This window comes from Halobaculum sp. P14, assembly GCF_051195155.1.
GTDB lineage: Archaea > Halobacteriota > Halobacteria > Halobacteriales > Haloferacaceae > JBNTKA01.
On record NZ_JBNTKB010000005.1, the window covers coordinates 211,453 to 225,103 of the forward strand.

Here is a 13,651-nt window from a genome sequence, read left to right on the forward strand (position 1 = left end):
GCGCCGCCGTCGGCGTCAGTCGAACAGCCCGGTCGACATGTAGCGCTCGCCGGAGTCCCAGAACACCGTGAGCACCAGCGGGTCGTCGCCCGACTCGCCGGCGCCGTCGCGGCGCTCCCACCCCGCCACGGCGACGTCCGTGTATTCGGGCGGTTCGTCGGCCGCGAACGCCTCAGCGACCCGGTTCGCGGCGAGGTTCGACGCGCCGCTCGACTGCCCGACCAGGATTCCTTCTTCCCGCGCGAGCCGCCGGCACTCGGCTTCCGCGTCGCCGAGTTCGACCGTGAGGACGCCGTCCAGCAGGTCCGTGTCGAGGTTCGGGCTCACGAACCCCGGGCCCATCCCCTGAAACGAGTCCGATTCGGGCTCTCGGCCGGACAGAACCGCCGAGTCCGCCGGTTCGACGGCGACGACGTCCATCTCGGGGAACTCCTCGCGGAGCCGCCGGCCGTTCCCGGTGATGGTGCCGCCGGTGCCGACGCCCGCGACGAGCGCGTCCGGCTCGCGGCCGTCGAGCTGGTCGAGAATCTCCTCGGCGGTCGTCTCGTAGTGCGCCCGCGGATTCGCCTCGTTCTCGAACTGCCGGAGCTGCACCATCCCGTCGTCGGCGAGTTCGTCGGCGCGCCGCTTCGCGTCCTCGATGTTCCCGTCCACCAGCTCCAGGTCCGCGCCGTACGCCGCCATGATTCGGCGGCGCTCCTCGCTTTTCGACGCCGGCATCACGAGCGTCACGTCGTACCCCTTCGCGGCGCCGACGAGCGCCAGGCCGACGCCGGTGTTCCCGGAGGTCGGCTCGACGATTTCGTCGCCCGGTCCGAGTTCGCCGGCGTCCTCGGCGGCTTCGACCATGTAGCGCGCCGGCCGGTCCTTCGCGGAGCCGCCGGGGTTCCGCGACTCCAGTTTCGCCGCGACCGTCGCGCCGGTCGGCGACGACACGCGGACCAGCGGCGACCCGATGGTGTCGAGAACGGAATCGTCCATGGACAGGCTTGGCGACGCTCGCTTAATGGCTCCCCGGCGGCGGCAAACTCTCGGCGCGACGCTCCCGGAGCCGCCGCGGCGACCGCCGACGGCGACCACCGAGCCGCGGCTGCCGCAGGCGTCGGTGTTAAACCCGGTGCGCGCCACTGTCACGGCATGAACGAACTCGAAACGATGGAGCCGAACCCGGAGTGGGACGCCGACGCCCACGGCGACGTCGTCGACGCGCTGGCGGACGACTCGCTGACGTTCCGCGTCTGGGGCGGCGACTGGTGCCCGGACTGCACCGGCCAGCTCCCGGACTTCGCGGCCGCGCTCGCCGCCGCCGGCGTCCCGGCCGACCGCATCGAGCAGTACCCGGTCGAGAAGGTCGACGGGGAGAAGCAGGGCCCCGGCATGGACGAGTACGGCGTCGACTACATCCCCACCGTCATCGTCGAACGCGACGGCCAGGAAGTCGCGCGGTTCGTCGAGGAGGAGGACGCGCCCATCGCGACGTACCTCGCGCGGAAGCTCGGCGCCGTCGAAGCGTAAGCCGCCACGGGAACAGTCGACGACGGGCGCCGACTACGAACGTTTTTGTCGGATTAGGGGGCCAGACGGCGCGTGACCTGAGAGCGGTCGCGCGTCGGACAGCGAAACTCCGGTGGCGACGACGCGCCGAGGCCGAACAGCGACGCCGCCGGTGTCCGCCCAGCGCTGCCCTAGAACGTCGAGAGGTCGCCGTCGATGACTCGCCGCGTCACGTCCGTCACGTTCGCGAGCTTCGCGTCGATGTGTTCGCTGACCGCTGCTTCGACGTCGCCGAGGTCGACGTCGTCGGCGGTGACGACCTGCGCGTCGGCGACGTGCGGCTGGTCGATGGGTCGGCCGATCTGGCTGAGCAGTCGGACCTGCAGGTCGCGGATGCCGTCCACGTCGGCGACGACCGACTCGGCGATGTCGGTCGACAGGAGGTTGTAGATCTTCCCGATGTGGTTGACCGGGTTCTTGCCGGACGTCGCCTCCATGCTCATCGGCCGGTTCGGCGTGATGAGCCCGTTCGCTCGGTTGCCGCGGCCGACCGAGCCGTCGTCGCCCTGTTCGGCGGACGTCCCGGTGGTCGTCAGGTAGATGGAGCCCTCCTCGACGTCGTCTGCGGTGTTAACGTCGACGTTGACGTCGCGGTCGGTGTGGTCGTGTGCGAGGTCGGCGACGAACTCGCGGACGTCGTCGACGGCGGCGCGGTAGTCGTCCATGTCGTCGACGTAGCTGTCGACCATCGCGGCGGCGACCGTGATGTCGATGGTGTCGCCTTCGCGCTTCCCCATGATTTTGACGTCCGGGCCGAGTTCGGGGTGGTCGTCCGCGTACGGGCCGTTGAGCGCGTGCTCCGCGTCGCGGACGATGCGTTCGGTCTCCGTGAGCGGCGCGTGGCCGACGCCGAACGACGTGTCGTTCGCCATCGGGACCTCGACTTTCTCCTCGCCGAAGACGTCCTGGAGGTCGCCGGAGCCCTCGCCGATGCGGGTGTCGAGGATGATGTCAGTGCCGACGTCGAGCTCCGGGATGTTCTCGTTGAGGTACGACCGTGCGGCCTCGACGGCGGTCTTCTCGACCGGGAGCGCCTGCCCGTCGTACTTCTTCGTCGCGCGGCCGACGATGAGGACGTAGATGGGGTCGAGCACTTCGCCGCCGCCGAACGCCGGAGCGGCACGGCCGGCGACCAGCTGCGTCTCGTCGGTGTTGTAGTGCAGCACCTTGCCGACGCGGTCGAGATACAGCTGTGAGAGGCTCCGCGAAACCGCTTCGGCGATGCCGTCGCAGATGGAGTCAGGGTGGCCGATTCCCTTTCGCTCGACGATCTCCACGTCCTGGTCCTCGACCGCCTTCCGGTCGAGCTCCGAGACCTGAATATTCCTCATTACCGGCGAGTTGCGGCGGCCAGCAGTATAACTTGCGGAAAAGGATTACCGCTGATGCGATAACTGCGGAGTATTACTCGGCAGAGTCTGCGAGCAGCAGGCCGAGATACGACGTCCGAATCTGGTCGGACGCGTCGAGGCCGAGGTCGGAGAGTACTTCGATGGCGCCCTCGCGCGCGGACTCGACGTCGGCCTCGGTCGTCTCGCGTTCGACCTCGACGAACTCGCCGAGCCCGTCGACCGCGTCCAGCGTCACGGTGTAGCCGTCGACCACGTGAAACTCGCGGTGCTTCTCGACGGTCGCGGCGGGCTCGAAGCCGAGTCCGTGCAGGATCCCCTCGAGCGCGTCCGGGTCCGCGACCGACGTCTCGTGCTCCTCGCGGGTCTTCGACGCCGCCTCCAGCAGCGGCCCCTTGTACGTGAGCTTCGTCACGGCGTCGCCCGCGGGCGGCTCGCCGCCGTCCGCTTCTGTCGCTTCTCGGCGCACCCGGAGCGCCTCGTCGGTCTCGGCGAAATCGCGGTGCGGCGCGTCGTAGTACACGTCCGTCTGCGTGACCGCCCGGACGAACTCCGCACCGAGTTCGTCCAGCCGCGGCCGGACCGCGTCGTGGTCGGCGCGCACCTTCACCTCCACTTCGTACATGGACTGGCCGTCGGTCGACACGCCCAAAAACCGACCGGGTCGGGCGTCGTGGACCCGCGGCAGGCCGATTCGGGGCGGCTGCATCCGCGGCGCCGCTGACTCGGTCGAAACGTGACTGTTAAGAAGCGGACGGGCGACGGTGATGACATGAGCGAAGAAGAGCAGGCTGAGGCGGCCGACTCCGCCGACGCCGACGCTGAGGCCGAGGAGACAGAGACGGCGGACGGCGGCATCCAGGACGGCGACTTCGTCAAGCTCGAGTACACGGTCCGGACCGTTCCGGGCGAAGACGAGGAGGAGGGCCGCGTCGTCGACACGACGAGCCAGGAGGTCGCAGAGGAGGCCGGCATCGACGACGAGGAGTACGACTTCTCGCCCCGCACCATCGTCGTCGGCGAGGGCCACGTGTTCGCGTCCGTCGACGAGGACCTCGTCGGCCGCGAGGTCGGCGACGAGAACACCGTGACCGTCCCCGCCGAGGAGGCGTTCGGCGAGTTCGACCCGGACGAGGTCCGGACGGTCGCCGCCGACAAGATCCCCGAGGACGACCGCTACCCCGGTGCGCAGGTCACCATCGACGGCGAACAGGGCTACCTCGAGACGGTCATCGGCGGCCGCGCCCGCGTCGACTTCAACCACCCGCTCGCCGGCGACGACCTCGAATACGAGTACGAGATCGTCGACGTCGTCGAGGACGAGGAGGAGCAGGCAGCGGCGCTCATCGGGATGTACCTCCAGGAGACGCCGGACGTCCGCATCGAAACGGAGACCGTCGAGGAGGAGGTCACCGTCGAGGCCCACGAGGACGAGGAGACCGGCGAGGTCGAACGCGAGAAGGAGACCAAGGAGGTCGAGAAGCGCTCGCTCATCATCGAGGCGTCGCCGATGATGCAGATGAACCAGCAGTGGATGTTCTCGAAACAGCAGATCGCGCAGGACGTCATGGACCGCCTCGACCTCGACCGCGTGGTCATCGAGGAGGTCATCGACGGCTCCGGCGGCGGCATGATGGGCGGCATGGGCGGCATGATGGGCGGTATGGGCGGCATGGGCGGCGGTGACGTCGAGGAGGCGCTCGACGAGGCCGACCTCGACGACGTCGACGTTGACGCCGACGAGCTCGTCGAAGAGCTCGAAGACGCCGACGAGTAACGTAGCCACACCGACTGTTCCGCATGGATTTCGACTCCGCCCGCGACGACCTGCTCGTCGCCGGCGTCGCTGCCGCGTGCGCGCTGGCGCTGACGTTCGGCGTCGACGTGCTCGCGGGCGTCACGGTGCCGACGCTGTTTCGAGCGGCGCCGCTCGGCGTCTACTTCCTCTACCTGTTCAGCCGGAAGGGCGGGCCGTACGGTCCGCTCGACACGACCCGGAACTGGGTCGTCCTGACGGTGGCCGTGACGGTCGCCGCCGCGGCGTACGTCGTCGCGTTCTGACCGCGGGAGCCGGTCTCCGCACTCGCTGACCGCCGGCTACCGCACTCACTGACTGCAGGTCGTGGTCGCGTGACTCGACCGATAGCAGCGATTGTGAGCGCAGAGTGCTGCCTTGACAGGCTTTAAACCGCTTCACGCCGAAGCGGGCGTCATGAGCATCGACGCGGACGTGGATGTCGAGGCGACGGGGACGGACCAGGTGGAGGCGCTCGCGGCGGACCTCGGTGACGCGATTTCCGAGCTACCGGCGTATCAGCGGTTCGAGTCGGCGAAGGCCGCCGTCGAGGCCGACGAGGAGGCGCAGGAGAAGATTTCGGAGTTCCAGCAGCTCCGCCAGGAATTCGCGTTCGCCCGGCAGACCGGGCAGGCCGACGACGACACGGTCGAGAAGGTGCAGGCAGCCCAGCGGGAACTGCACTCGATGCCGGTGATGCAGGAGTACGTCGAGGCGCAGGACGAACTGCAAGAGCGGCTCGAAGCGCTGAACGAAGCCATCTCGGAGCCGCTCGCGGTCGACTTCGGCGGCGAAACCGGCGGCTGCTGTCAGGACTGAGCCGACCGGAGAAGCGGCAGTAGGCGACCGGCACCCGTCGACCGATACGTCGGCGCCGACGCCGGTGCCGACGCAGTCTCGACACCCGACGTTTTTGCGCGTGGCGACGAACCGACGAGCGATGGCTCCGCCAACGAGCGTGCTGCTGCCGACGGTCGAGTGGACGGACGCCTGCGACGAGGTGGCCGCGCAGCTCCGCGGCGACGACGAACTGCTGGTCGTCTGTGACGCCGACGACGACCCGGTTGCGAACCGGGAGTCGCTACCGCCGGGCGTCCGGGTCGTCGTCGCCGGCGAGCCCGCGGGCTGCTCCGGGAAGGCGAACGCCGTGGCGGCCGGGATGGAGGCGCGGCGGCACGACCGCGTCGTGTGGACCGACGACGACTTCGCCCACCCGGACGGCTGGCTGGCGGCGCTGCACGACGACTACGCCGAACACGGACCCGTGTCGGAACTCCCGTTCTTCGTCGGGCGCGACCCGCTGTCCGTGCTGCTGGAGCCGACGTACGCGCTCGGCGGGACGCTCGGGACGTACACCGGCGGGAAGGCGTGGGCGGGCGCCGTCACGTTCGACGCCGACGACGTCGACGAAGCGGCGCTGTGCCGGGACCTCCGGCGGACCGTCAGCGACGACGGACTGCTCTCCGAACGCCTCGACGTCACGCCGCTCAGGCGGGTCCGCCGCGTCGCCGTCGGCGGGAGCCTCCCGGAGACGCTGGAGCGGCACGCCCGGTTCAGCCAGATCGCGTTCCGTCACGAGCCGCGCGGGATGACGGCCGGCCTCGCGGTCTCCGTCGCCGTCGCGCTGCTGTGCGTCCTGTTCCCGCTGCCGGCGCTGGTCGCGACGACGGCCGCGGCCGCTGCGCTGTACGCCTTCTTCGGGGTTCGTCGGTGGACGGTGCTGCTGGCGTACCCGTCGGCGGTGGTGACGCCGCCGCTGTTCCTGTACGGCCTCGCGCGCCGGACGTTCGTCTGGGGCGGCCGCCGGTACCGGTGGCGCTCGCTGTTCGACGTTGACGTCGTCGACGGCGGCGTCGACTGAGCCGCGCCGACCGACGCGGTCGGCGACTCGAAGGGGAAACGGCGAAGTGGGACGGCGCGAACCGGACGGTATGGACCGAGTCGCAGTCATCGGCGCGTCGATGACCCAGTTCGGGCAGCGCGACGCGTGGATACGCGAACTGTTGGCGGAGGCCGGCCAGGCGTGCCTCGCGGACGCGGGCGTCCCGGCGGACGCCGTCGACCACCTGTACGTCTCGAACATGGCGAGCGGCGAGTTCGAGGGGCAGACCGGCGTCCCGAACGCGCTGGCGCACGACCTGCAGGCCGTCCCGGCGTACACGGCGCGGGTCGACCAGACGTCCTCGTCGGGCGGCGCCGGCGCGTACGCCGCGTGGCAGTCCGTCGCGTCGGGCGCGTCCGACATGACGCTGCTCGTCGGCGGCGAGAAGATGACCCACCGGACGACCGCCGAGGCGACCGACGTCATCGCGTCGCTCACCCACCCCTGTGAGTACAAACACGGCGTGACGCTCCCGAGTTTCGCCGGACTGACGGCGCGGCTCTACCTCGACTCGTACGACGCGCCGCGCGAGAGCCTCGGGAAGGTCGCCGTGAAGAACCACCGGCACGGCGTCGACAATCCGCACGCACAGTTCCGGAAGGAGGTCGACCTCGACACGGTGCTGGACTCCCCCATCGTCGCGGACCCGCTCCGGCTGTACGACTTCTGCCCCATCACCGACGGCTCCGCCGCGCTGCTGTTCTGCCCCGAGTCGGTCGCCCGCGAGTACACCGACGAGTACGCGGTCGTCTCCGGCGTCGGCGGCGCCACCGACACCCACGTCGTCCACGAGCGCGTCGACCCGACGACGATGCGCGGCGTCGTCCAGTCCGGCGAGCAGGCGTACGACATGGCGGGGCTCGGCCCCGACGACGTCGACGTCGCGGAACTGCACGACATGTTCACCATCCTCGAGTTCCTGCAGTTCGAAGACCTCGGCTTCGCGGAGAAAGGCGAAGGGTGGAAAGCGGCCGACGAGGGACGCACCGCCCGCGGCGGCGACCTCCCCGTCAACACGTCCGGCGGCCTGAAGTCGAAGGGGCACCCGCTCGGCGCCTCCGGCGTCGCACAGCTGTACGAGGTGTACCAGCAGGTGCTCGGCGACGCCGGGAAGCGGCAGGTCGACGCCGACGTCGGCCTCGCCTGCAACGTCGGCGGCTTCGGGAACTGCGTCACCACCACGATTCTGGAGGGGGTGGAGGCATGACCGCCGACGGCGACGCGGCCGACGACACCGACGCTCCCGCGTTCGAGGCGGCGCGCTACCCGGACGGCTCCATCACCTACCCGGCGCACCCGGTCGGTCCGACGGGCGAGAAGCCGGTGGGCACGGTCGACCTCACCGACTACACCGCCGAGGTGGTGACGTGGACGACGTCGACGGCGACGCCGCCGGGCGTCCGCGAACCGAACCACCTCGCCATCGTCGAGTTCACCGTCGACGACCAGCCGGTGCGCGCGGTCGGCCAGGTGACGACCGGCGACGTCGACATCGGCGACGAAGTCGAACCGGTGTACTGCGAGGAGCTCCGCGACCCGGACGCCGGCATCCGGGAAGCCGAGAGCCAGGAGTGGGACGGCTTCCGGTTCCGCCCCGTCCAGTAGCCGGGTTCAGCCCGTTCCCCGGTTTTCTGCGGCGCTTCAGCACTCCTCGGCGAGCGCCCGCTCGGTCGCGTCGGCGTCGACCGTGGCGACGCGGCAGTCGTCGTCGCAGGCGGTGCAGTCGACGTACTCCACCTCGGCTTCGAGCCCGCGGAGCAGCGCGACGAGCCGGTCGCCCTCGTCGGTGAGCCGGTACTCGGCCGACGGCGGCGACGACGGGACGAGGTCGCGACGGATGAAGCCGCGACACCGGAGTTCGCGGAGCCGGCGGGACAGCGTCTTCTCCGGGGCGTCCCCGACCGCTTCCCGGAGGTCGCCGAACCGCGCCGGACCGTCGGCGAGCGCCCGGACGACGTGCAGCGCGTACTTCCCCGAGAGCGTCCCGTGAAGCGCCGTCAGGGAGTCCCGCCAGTCGGCAGCGCCAGTTGACATACGGGAATCGAACCGCGGAGACGTCTTAACTGCGGCGCCGACTGTCACCGGCGACAGCGGCCCGCGTCGCCGACCGGACTGCGCCGCGGCGACAACCGACGCCGGGGTCGATACGCGTCCCCCGCATCCGTCGGGACGCATGTCGGACCGAACTCCCGGTGGCTGCTGTATCGACCCGTCAGAACCAGTCGAACTCCCGCTCGGCGTCGCGCTCGCGCTCGCCGCCGCGGACGCCGGACACTGCCGGTGCCCCGTCTGCACCGGCGGAGCCGCGTCCGCGTCGAACTGCTGCGGCTGCCGTTGACGCCCCGCCGGACTCTCGTCAGGACCGGTTAGTCCTCGCGGGGACCGGACTCGTCGGCTGACGAGTCGTCTGCGGGCGGCTCGTCGCCGCCGGACTCCCCGTCCCCGTCGACGTCGCGGCCCTCTGCTTTTCCGAGCGTTCGCTTGATGGACTCCAGTTCGGCGTCGACGTCCACCTGCGGTGACTCGTCGTCGCCGCGGTCCGCGTCGTCGTCGCCCGCGCCGTCGCCGTTGCCGCTGACCCGGCCGTCGTCGGTGCTGCCGGTGTCCGCCGAGTCACCGTCGCCGTCCCCGTCTTCGTCGGTAACGTCGATGGTGACTGCGTCGTCGCCGCGGTTCGTCCGGCGTTCCCGGTCGCGCTGGCTGGCGACGGCATCTCGGGACTCCGCGACGCGCCGCTCGATTTCGGCGCTCAGGTCGCGCGCGCGCTCCACGACGTCGCGCGACTCCTCGTCCTCCGGGAGGTCCGCCTCGTCGAGCGCCGTGCGAAGCCTGCCGAGCGCGTCGGTGACGTCCGCCGCCGCGCGCTCCCCGGCAGACGAGACGCCGGAGGAGAGCAGCGAGCCGGGGCCGCGGCCCCGGCCGCCTCCGGGGTCGGTGACGCGGCCGGAATCCAGGTCTCGCGGCCCGGCGAGCTGGAGGAACCGGCGGAACAGTTCGAGCAGTTCGATGGTCGCTTCGAGCGTCGCGATGAGCGACGGAATCGTGTAGTCGTTCGTGAACCGGACCAGTCCTCCGAGCCGCGGTGGCCGGGGCGGGAACCGACCGGTGCGCCGAGTCGACCTGCGCCGACCCGACCGTTCGGCGTCGCGGTCGGCGCCGCCGTCCCCCGGTTCTCGCTCGCCGAGTTCCCGCCGGAGGTCGCGGAGCGTGTCGGAGAGGTCGTCGACGAGCGCGGCGAGGTCCTCGTCCGTCGGGCCTGAGCCGGACTCGTCTCGCGGGGACCCGTCCGGGTCGCTGTCGGTCATACCGCGTCGTTGTGTCCGCCGAACGAAAAATCCTCGCCGCGGCCCCGGTCCGCCTCTTCGACGAGTGACCGGCGAGCGGCCGCGACGCGAACGTTCAAATCGGAGGACGCAGCCACGCCGTGCTATGCTCGCGATTACCGGCGGGAAGGGGGGCTGCGGGAAGACGACGACCGCGCTCGGAATCGGCCGCGCACTCGACGCGGACGCGCTGGTCGTAGACGCCGACTGGGACCTCCCGGACCTGCACGCGCTCGCCGGCGTCGACCGCGGCTGGACCGACCGGCCAGACGCGGCTGCCCACGGCGCCCACGGTATCGACGGCACCGACGGCGCCGATAGCGCGGTGGTCGATTCGGCCGCCGCCGCGCGCCGCGTCTCGGACGGCGTCGCCGTTCTCCCGGCGCCGGAACGGTCGAGCGAACGAACAGGACCCGACCTGCAGGACGTGGAGTCGGTGCTCGCTGCGGCGCGGGCGTTCGACGGTACGGTTCTCGTGGACTGCCCGGCGGGAGCGGCGCCGGACGCGGTCGCTCCGCTGCGCGCGGCCGATGCCGCGCTGCTGGTCGCGGAGCCGTGTGCGGCGACGCTGCGGGACGCGGCGAAAACCGCGGCGATGGCGCGCGCCGTCGGAACGCCGGTGGTCGGCGCCGTCCTGACCAGAGCCACCGCGGTGCCGGCCGGCGTCGACGCCGCCCTGAACTGCCCGGTTCTCGGCCGAGTCCCGCGCGCACCCCCGCCCGTGCTGGAGAGCGCCGCCGTGGCCGCCGCCTACCGGCGGGTCGGATCGACGCTCGGAACCGCGGCGTCGACCGAAGGAGGTGACAACTATCCTATCAGTGGTGAAAACGGTTATGCCGGCCAACCGCGTTAGCGGCACGTATGCCCGACAGGCTCCCGACCGGCGTCGACGTGCTCGACCGGCAGTTGGGCGGCGGTATCCCGGCCGGGAGCATCGTCTGTTTCACGGCGGACCCGGCGAGCCAGTCGGAACTGCTGCTGTACGAACTCACCGACGCCCGCGGGACGCTGTACCTCACGACGCTCCGGTCGGACCAGGCCGTCGAGGATGGACTGGAGCGCGCGAAGACGAGCGTCGGCGACCCGACGGTCCGCGACATCGGCGGCGACGCGCCGCTCGACGCCGCGAACCGACTCATCAGCACGCTCCCTGAGGGGGCGAACCTCCTCATCGACGTCGCGGACCCGCTCGAACGCGCCGACCGCGGCCGCTACCGTCGGTTCCTCACCGAGCTCCAGACGACGATGGTGAACACCAACAGCGTCGCGTTCCTCCACTGCATGAAGGAGAACGAACCGCCGCTGCGGTCCATGACGAAACACGTCGCGGACGTCGTCTGGGACCTCAGGACGTCCGTCCGCGGCACCGACGTCGTGAACCACCTCGCGGTGCCGAAGTTCCGCGGCGGCAGCGCGCTCGACGAGACGATCAAGCTGAAACTCGAAGAGTCCGTCACCATCGACACCAGCCGCGACATCGCCTGACCGCGACGCGAATCGGAGCTTCTGAGGGAGGACTCGGAGCGGCTCACGGCGGAGTCTGCGCGGCCACCCACGGATTTACAACTCCCGCGGAAGTCACCGTCGACCATGGCTTCCGTGTTCGTCGCCGCCGCGTTCGCCGTGGCGGGAACCGCGGTGGTGTGGCTCGGCGGCGGCCGACTCGAAACCGCGAGCGAACGGCTCGGCGCCTACTACGGCTTCCCGGCCGTCGTTCAGGGCGCCGTCATCGCCGCAATCGGCTCGTCGTTCCCGGAACTGTCCAGTTCCGTCATCGCCGTCCTGCTGCACGGCGAGTTCAACCTCGGGGTCGGCGCCATCGTCGGGTCTGCGATATTCAACATCCTCGTCATTCCGGGCGTCTCGGCGTTGAAGGGCCACGGCGTCGACGCGAACCGCGACGTCGTCTACAAGGAGGCGCAGTTCTACATGCTCGCGGTCGCGGTGCTGCTGTTGACGTTCTCGTTCGGCGTCATCTACCACCCGTCGCCGACCGGGCGGCTCGTCGCGACGGTGACGCGGCCGCTCGCGCTCATCCCGGTCGGGCTGTACGCAGTCTACGTGTTCATCCAGTTCCAGGACGTCTCCGACTTCGAGCCGCCGGACGTCGACGACGTCGACGCCGGCAAGCAGTGGGTGGTGCTGCTCGGGTCGCTGGTCGCCATCCTCGTCGGCGTCGAACTGCTCGTGCAGGCGGCGCTCGACCTCGAAGCGCTGCTCGGCGTCCCGTCGACCATCTGGGGGCTCACGGTCGTCGCCGCCGGCACCAGCCTCCCCGACGCCATCGTCTCCGTCCGCGCGGCCGACGCCGGCCGCGGCACCGCGAGCCTCGCGAACGTCCTCGGCAGCAACACCTTCGACCTGCTCGTCGCGATTCCGGCCGCCGTGCTGCTCGCCGGGTCCGCCGAGGTCGACTTCGCCACCGCGGTTCCGATGATGGGCTTTCTGACCGTCGCGACGCTCGGCTTCCTCGTCGCCACCCGGACGGACCTCGAACTGACGCGCGGCGAGGCGACGTCGCTGCTCGGCCTGTACGTCCTGTTCATCGCCTGGATGGTCACCGAAACGGTCGGCATCACGGCCATCGTCCCCGGCGTCTGACCGGCGAGTCGGCGCCGCGGCTCGCCCACTTTTCGTCGGGTGTCACCGGTTCTCTCGGCGCTCGGCGGAGCGCGGCGCTTAACCGCCTCCGGTCGTTACCCCGGCGTAATGAGTCAGCGAAGCGAGGGCGATCTCACGAACACCGGGATGTCCCTCAAGCACGACCGCGAGTGGGACTACGAACTCGACCGCATCGTGGAGGCGGTCGAGGAGCGCGACGCCGACAAGGTCGGCCTGCAGTTCCCCGAGGGGCTGAAGCGCCGCGCCCCCGCGGTCGCTGACGACCTCCGCGAACTCACCGACGGCGTCCGGTACCTCATCTCCGGGCAGCCGTGTTACGGCGCCTGCGACCTCGACACCTACCTGATGCGGCGCTGTGACGTGTTCGTCCACTTCGGTCACTCGCCGATGAAGGAGTCGGACAAGATCATCTACGTCCCGCTGTTCTCGAACGTCGACCCGTTCCCCATCATGGAGGACTCGCTCGACGAACTCGCGGACCCGGACGACGACCCGGACGTCGGCCTGGTCACGACGGCCCAGCACATGAACCTCTTCGAGGACATGTACGACTGGCTGGAGGAGCGCGGCTACGACGTCCACACCCGCCGCGGCGACGACCGGCTCACCCACGAGGGGCAGGTGCTCGGCTGTAACTACGCCTCAGCCGACATCGACGCCGACCAGGTGCTGTACGTCGGCGGCGGGAAGTTCCACCCGCTCGGACTGGCGATGGAGCACCCCGACAAGAACGTCGTCATCGCCGACCCCGTCAACAACGTCGTCACCGTCGCGGACACCGAGAAGTTCCTGAAGCAGCGCTACGGCGCCGTCCACCGCGCGATGGACGCAGACACCTTCGGCGTCATCTTCTGCACCAAAATCGGGCAGGGCCGCTTCGACAAGGCCGAAGAAATCGTGGAGAACAACGACAACGCCCACCTCATCACGATGGACGAGGTGACGCCGGACCGCCTCCGCAACTTCGACTTCGACGCGTTCGTCAACACCGGCTGCCCGCGCATCACCACCGACGACGGCCCGCAGTTCCACAAGCCGATGCTGACGCCCGGCGAGTACGAGATCGCCGTCGGCAACAAGCCGCTCGAAGACCTCGAATTCGACACCTTCCACGGCACCTGGTAGT

Annotated in this window: 16 protein-coding genes; 11 read left to right on the plus strand and 5 right to left on the minus strand. The window is 70.3% G+C overall.

Annotated elements, in window-relative coordinates:
* Window positions 1–15: 15 nt before the first annotated feature.
* Window positions 16–981, minus strand: coding sequence for a PLP-dependent cysteine synthase family protein (locus tag ACQUS7_RS11370; protein ID WP_435130233.1), 966 nt, complete (start codon window positions 979–981; stop codon window positions 16–18).
* A gap of 156 nt (window positions 982–1,137) precedes the next feature.
* On the opposite strand from ACQUS7_RS11370, the gene ACQUS7_RS11375 reads away from it, so the two are divergent.
* Window positions 1,138–1,515, plus strand: coding sequence for a thioredoxin family protein (locus ACQUS7_RS11375; RefSeq protein WP_435130230.1), 378 nt, complete (start codon window positions 1,138–1,140; stop codon window positions 1,513–1,515).
* Between the two features lie 170 nt (window positions 1,516–1,685).
* On the opposite strand, the gene ACQUS7_RS11380 is transcribed toward ACQUS7_RS11375, so the two are convergent.
* On the minus strand, window positions 1,686–2,885 hold the full coding sequence (locus ACQUS7_RS11380; protein ID WP_435130228.1) for a methionine adenosyltransferase: 1,200 nt from the start codon (window positions 2,883–2,885) through the stop codon (window positions 1,686–1,688).
* 73 nt (window positions 2,886–2,958) lie between these two features.
* A complete protein-coding gene (cyaB, locus tag ACQUS7_RS11385) occupies window positions 2,959–3,528 on the minus strand; it encodes a class IV adenylate cyclase (RefSeq protein WP_435147088.1) in 570 nt (189 codons plus the stop codon).
* A gap of 147 nt (window positions 3,529–3,675) precedes the next feature.
* Between cyaB and ACQUS7_RS11390 the strand changes: the two genes are divergently transcribed.
* The 6 genes from ACQUS7_RS11390 to ACQUS7_RS11415 all read left to right on the plus strand — a co-directional run bounded on the left by ACQUS7_RS11390 (window position 3,676) and on the right by ACQUS7_RS11415 (window position 8,185).
* Window positions 3,676–4,680, plus strand: a complete 1,005-nt coding sequence (locus tag ACQUS7_RS11390) for an FKBP-type peptidyl-prolyl cis-trans isomerase (protein WP_435130222.1) — start codon at window positions 3,676–3,678, stop codon at window positions 4,678–4,680.
* Between the two features lie 23 nt (window positions 4,681–4,703).
* Window positions 4,704–4,964: a hypothetical protein gene (locus ACQUS7_RS11395; protein WP_435130219.1), complete on the plus strand. Its 261-nt coding sequence runs from the start codon at window positions 4,704–4,706 to the stop codon at window positions 4,962–4,964.
* A 151-nt stretch (window positions 4,965–5,115) separates the two neighbouring features.
* Window positions 5,116–5,517 (plus strand): YlbF family regulator, encoded by a 402-nt coding sequence (locus ACQUS7_RS11400; protein ID WP_435147092.1) that lies wholly within the window; start codon window positions 5,116–5,118, stop codon window positions 5,515–5,517.
* A gap of 121 nt (window positions 5,518–5,638) precedes the next feature.
* A complete protein-coding gene (locus tag ACQUS7_RS11405) occupies window positions 5,639–6,559 on the plus strand; it encodes a glycosyltransferase family 2 protein (protein ID WP_435147095.1) in 921 nt (306 codons plus the stop codon).
* Between the two features lie 70 nt (window positions 6,560–6,629).
* Window positions 6,630–7,787 (plus strand): thiolase C-terminal domain-containing protein, encoded by a 1,158-nt coding sequence (locus tag ACQUS7_RS11410; protein ID WP_435130210.1) that lies wholly within the window; start codon window positions 6,630–6,632, stop codon window positions 7,785–7,787.
* A complete protein-coding gene (locus ACQUS7_RS11415) occupies window positions 7,784–8,185 on the plus strand; it encodes a nucleic acid-binding protein (RefSeq protein WP_435130207.1) in 402 nt (133 codons plus the stop codon). Before ACQUS7_RS11410 ends, ACQUS7_RS11415 begins: the two co-directional genes overlap by 4 nt.
* 36 nt (window positions 8,186–8,221) lie before the next feature.
* On the opposite strand, the gene ACQUS7_RS11420 is transcribed toward ACQUS7_RS11415, so the two are convergent.
* Window positions 8,222–8,614: a winged helix-turn-helix transcriptional regulator gene (locus ACQUS7_RS11420; protein ID WP_435147099.1), complete on the minus strand. Its 393-nt coding sequence runs from the start codon at window positions 8,612–8,614 to the stop codon at window positions 8,222–8,224.
* Window positions 8,615–8,946: 332 nt separating this feature from the next.
* Window positions 8,947–9,885: a DUF7547 family protein gene (locus ACQUS7_RS11425; protein WP_435147101.1), complete on the minus strand. Its 939-nt coding sequence runs from the start codon at window positions 9,883–9,885 to the stop codon at window positions 8,947–8,949.
* Between the two features lie 124 nt (window positions 9,886–10,009).
* On the opposite strand from ACQUS7_RS11425, the gene ACQUS7_RS11430 reads away from it, so the two are divergent.
* The 4 genes from ACQUS7_RS11430 (at window position 10,010) to dph2 (ending at window position 13,650) form a co-directional block, all read left to right on the plus strand.
* Window positions 10,010–10,756 (plus strand): MinD/ParA family ATP-binding protein, encoded by a 747-nt coding sequence (locus tag ACQUS7_RS11430; protein WP_435147103.1) that lies wholly within the window; start codon window positions 10,010–10,012, stop codon window positions 10,754–10,756.
* An 8-nt stretch (window positions 10,757–10,764) separates the two neighbouring features.
* Window positions 10,765–11,388 carry an RAD55 family ATPase gene (locus ACQUS7_RS11435; protein ID WP_435147106.1) on the plus strand — a complete coding sequence of 208 codons (624 nt, stop codon included), beginning with the start codon at window positions 10,765–10,767 and terminating at the stop codon, window positions 11,386–11,388.
* Between the two features lie 105 nt (window positions 11,389–11,493).
* Entirely contained in the window at window positions 11,494–12,504 is a 1,011-nt protein-coding gene (locus ACQUS7_RS11440; protein WP_435147108.1) for a sodium:calcium antiporter, read from the plus strand.
* A 108-nt stretch (window positions 12,505–12,612) separates the two neighbouring features.
* On the plus strand, window positions 12,613–13,650 hold the full coding sequence (gene dph2 / locus ACQUS7_RS11445; RefSeq protein ID WP_435130187.1) for a diphthamide biosynthesis enzyme Dph2: 1,038 nt from the start codon (window positions 12,613–12,615) through the stop codon (window positions 13,648–13,650).
* Window position 13,651 lies beyond the last annotated feature (1 nt).

What these genes read in the sequence shown, in the direction of transcription:
- ACQUS7_RS11400 (WP_435147092.1), top strand. Translation starts at nt 5,116, where the DNA reads ATGAGCATCGACGCGGACGTGGATGTCGAGGCGACGGGGACGGACCAG.
- ACQUS7_RS11410 (WP_435130210.1), top strand. Translation starts at nt 6,630, where the DNA reads ATGGACCGAGTCGCAGTCATCGGCGCGTCGATGACCCAGTTCGGGCAG.
- ACQUS7_RS11415 (WP_435130207.1), top strand. Translation starts at nt 7,784, where the DNA reads ATGACCGCCGACGGCGACGCGGCCGACGACACCGACGCTCCCGCGTTC.
- ACQUS7_RS11430 (WP_435147103.1), top strand. Translation starts at nt 10,010, where the DNA reads ATGCTCGCGATTACCGGCGGGAAGGGGGGCTGCGGGAAGACGACGACC.
- ACQUS7_RS11380 (WP_435130228.1), bottom strand. Translation starts at nt 2,885, where the DNA reads ATGAGGAATATTCAGGTCTCGGAGCTCGACCGGAAGGCGGTCGAGGAC.
- ACQUS7_RS11395 (WP_435130219.1), top strand. Translation starts at nt 4,704, where the DNA reads ATGGATTTCGACTCCGCCCGCGACGACCTGCTCGTCGCCGGCGTCGCT.
- cyaB (WP_435147088.1), bottom strand. Translation starts at nt 3,528, where the DNA reads ATGTACGAAGTGGAGGTGAAGGTGCGCGCCGACCACGACGCGGTCCGG.
- dph2 (WP_435130187.1), top strand. Translation starts at nt 12,613, where the DNA reads ATGAGTCAGCGAAGCGAGGGCGATCTCACGAACACCGGGATGTCCCTC.
- ACQUS7_RS11425 (WP_435147101.1), bottom strand. Translation starts at nt 9,885, where the DNA reads ATGACCGACAGCGACCCGGACGGGTCCCCGCGAGACGAGTCCGGCTCA.
- ACQUS7_RS11440 (WP_435147108.1), top strand. Translation starts at nt 11,494, where the DNA reads ATGGCTTCCGTGTTCGTCGCCGCCGCGTTCGCCGTGGCGGGAACCGCG.
- ACQUS7_RS11420 (WP_435147099.1), bottom strand. Translation starts at nt 8,614, where the DNA reads ATGTCAACTGGCGCTGCCGACTGGCGGGACTCCCTGACGGCGCTTCAC.
- ACQUS7_RS11370 (WP_435130233.1), bottom strand. Translation starts at nt 981, where the DNA reads ATGGACGATTCCGTTCTCGACACCATCGGGTCGCCGCTGGTCCGCGTG.
- ACQUS7_RS11405 (WP_435147095.1), top strand. Translation starts at nt 5,639, where the DNA reads ATGGCTCCGCCAACGAGCGTGCTGCTGCCGACGGTCGAGTGGACGGAC.
- ACQUS7_RS11390 (WP_435130222.1), top strand. Translation starts at nt 3,676, where the DNA reads ATGAGCGAAGAAGAGCAGGCTGAGGCGGCCGACTCCGCCGACGCCGAC.
- ACQUS7_RS11435 (WP_435147106.1), top strand. Translation starts at nt 10,765, where the DNA reads ATGCCCGACAGGCTCCCGACCGGCGTCGACGTGCTCGACCGGCAGTTG.
- ACQUS7_RS11375 (WP_435130230.1), top strand. Translation starts at nt 1,138, where the DNA reads ATGAACGAACTCGAAACGATGGAGCCGAACCCGGAGTGGGACGCCGAC.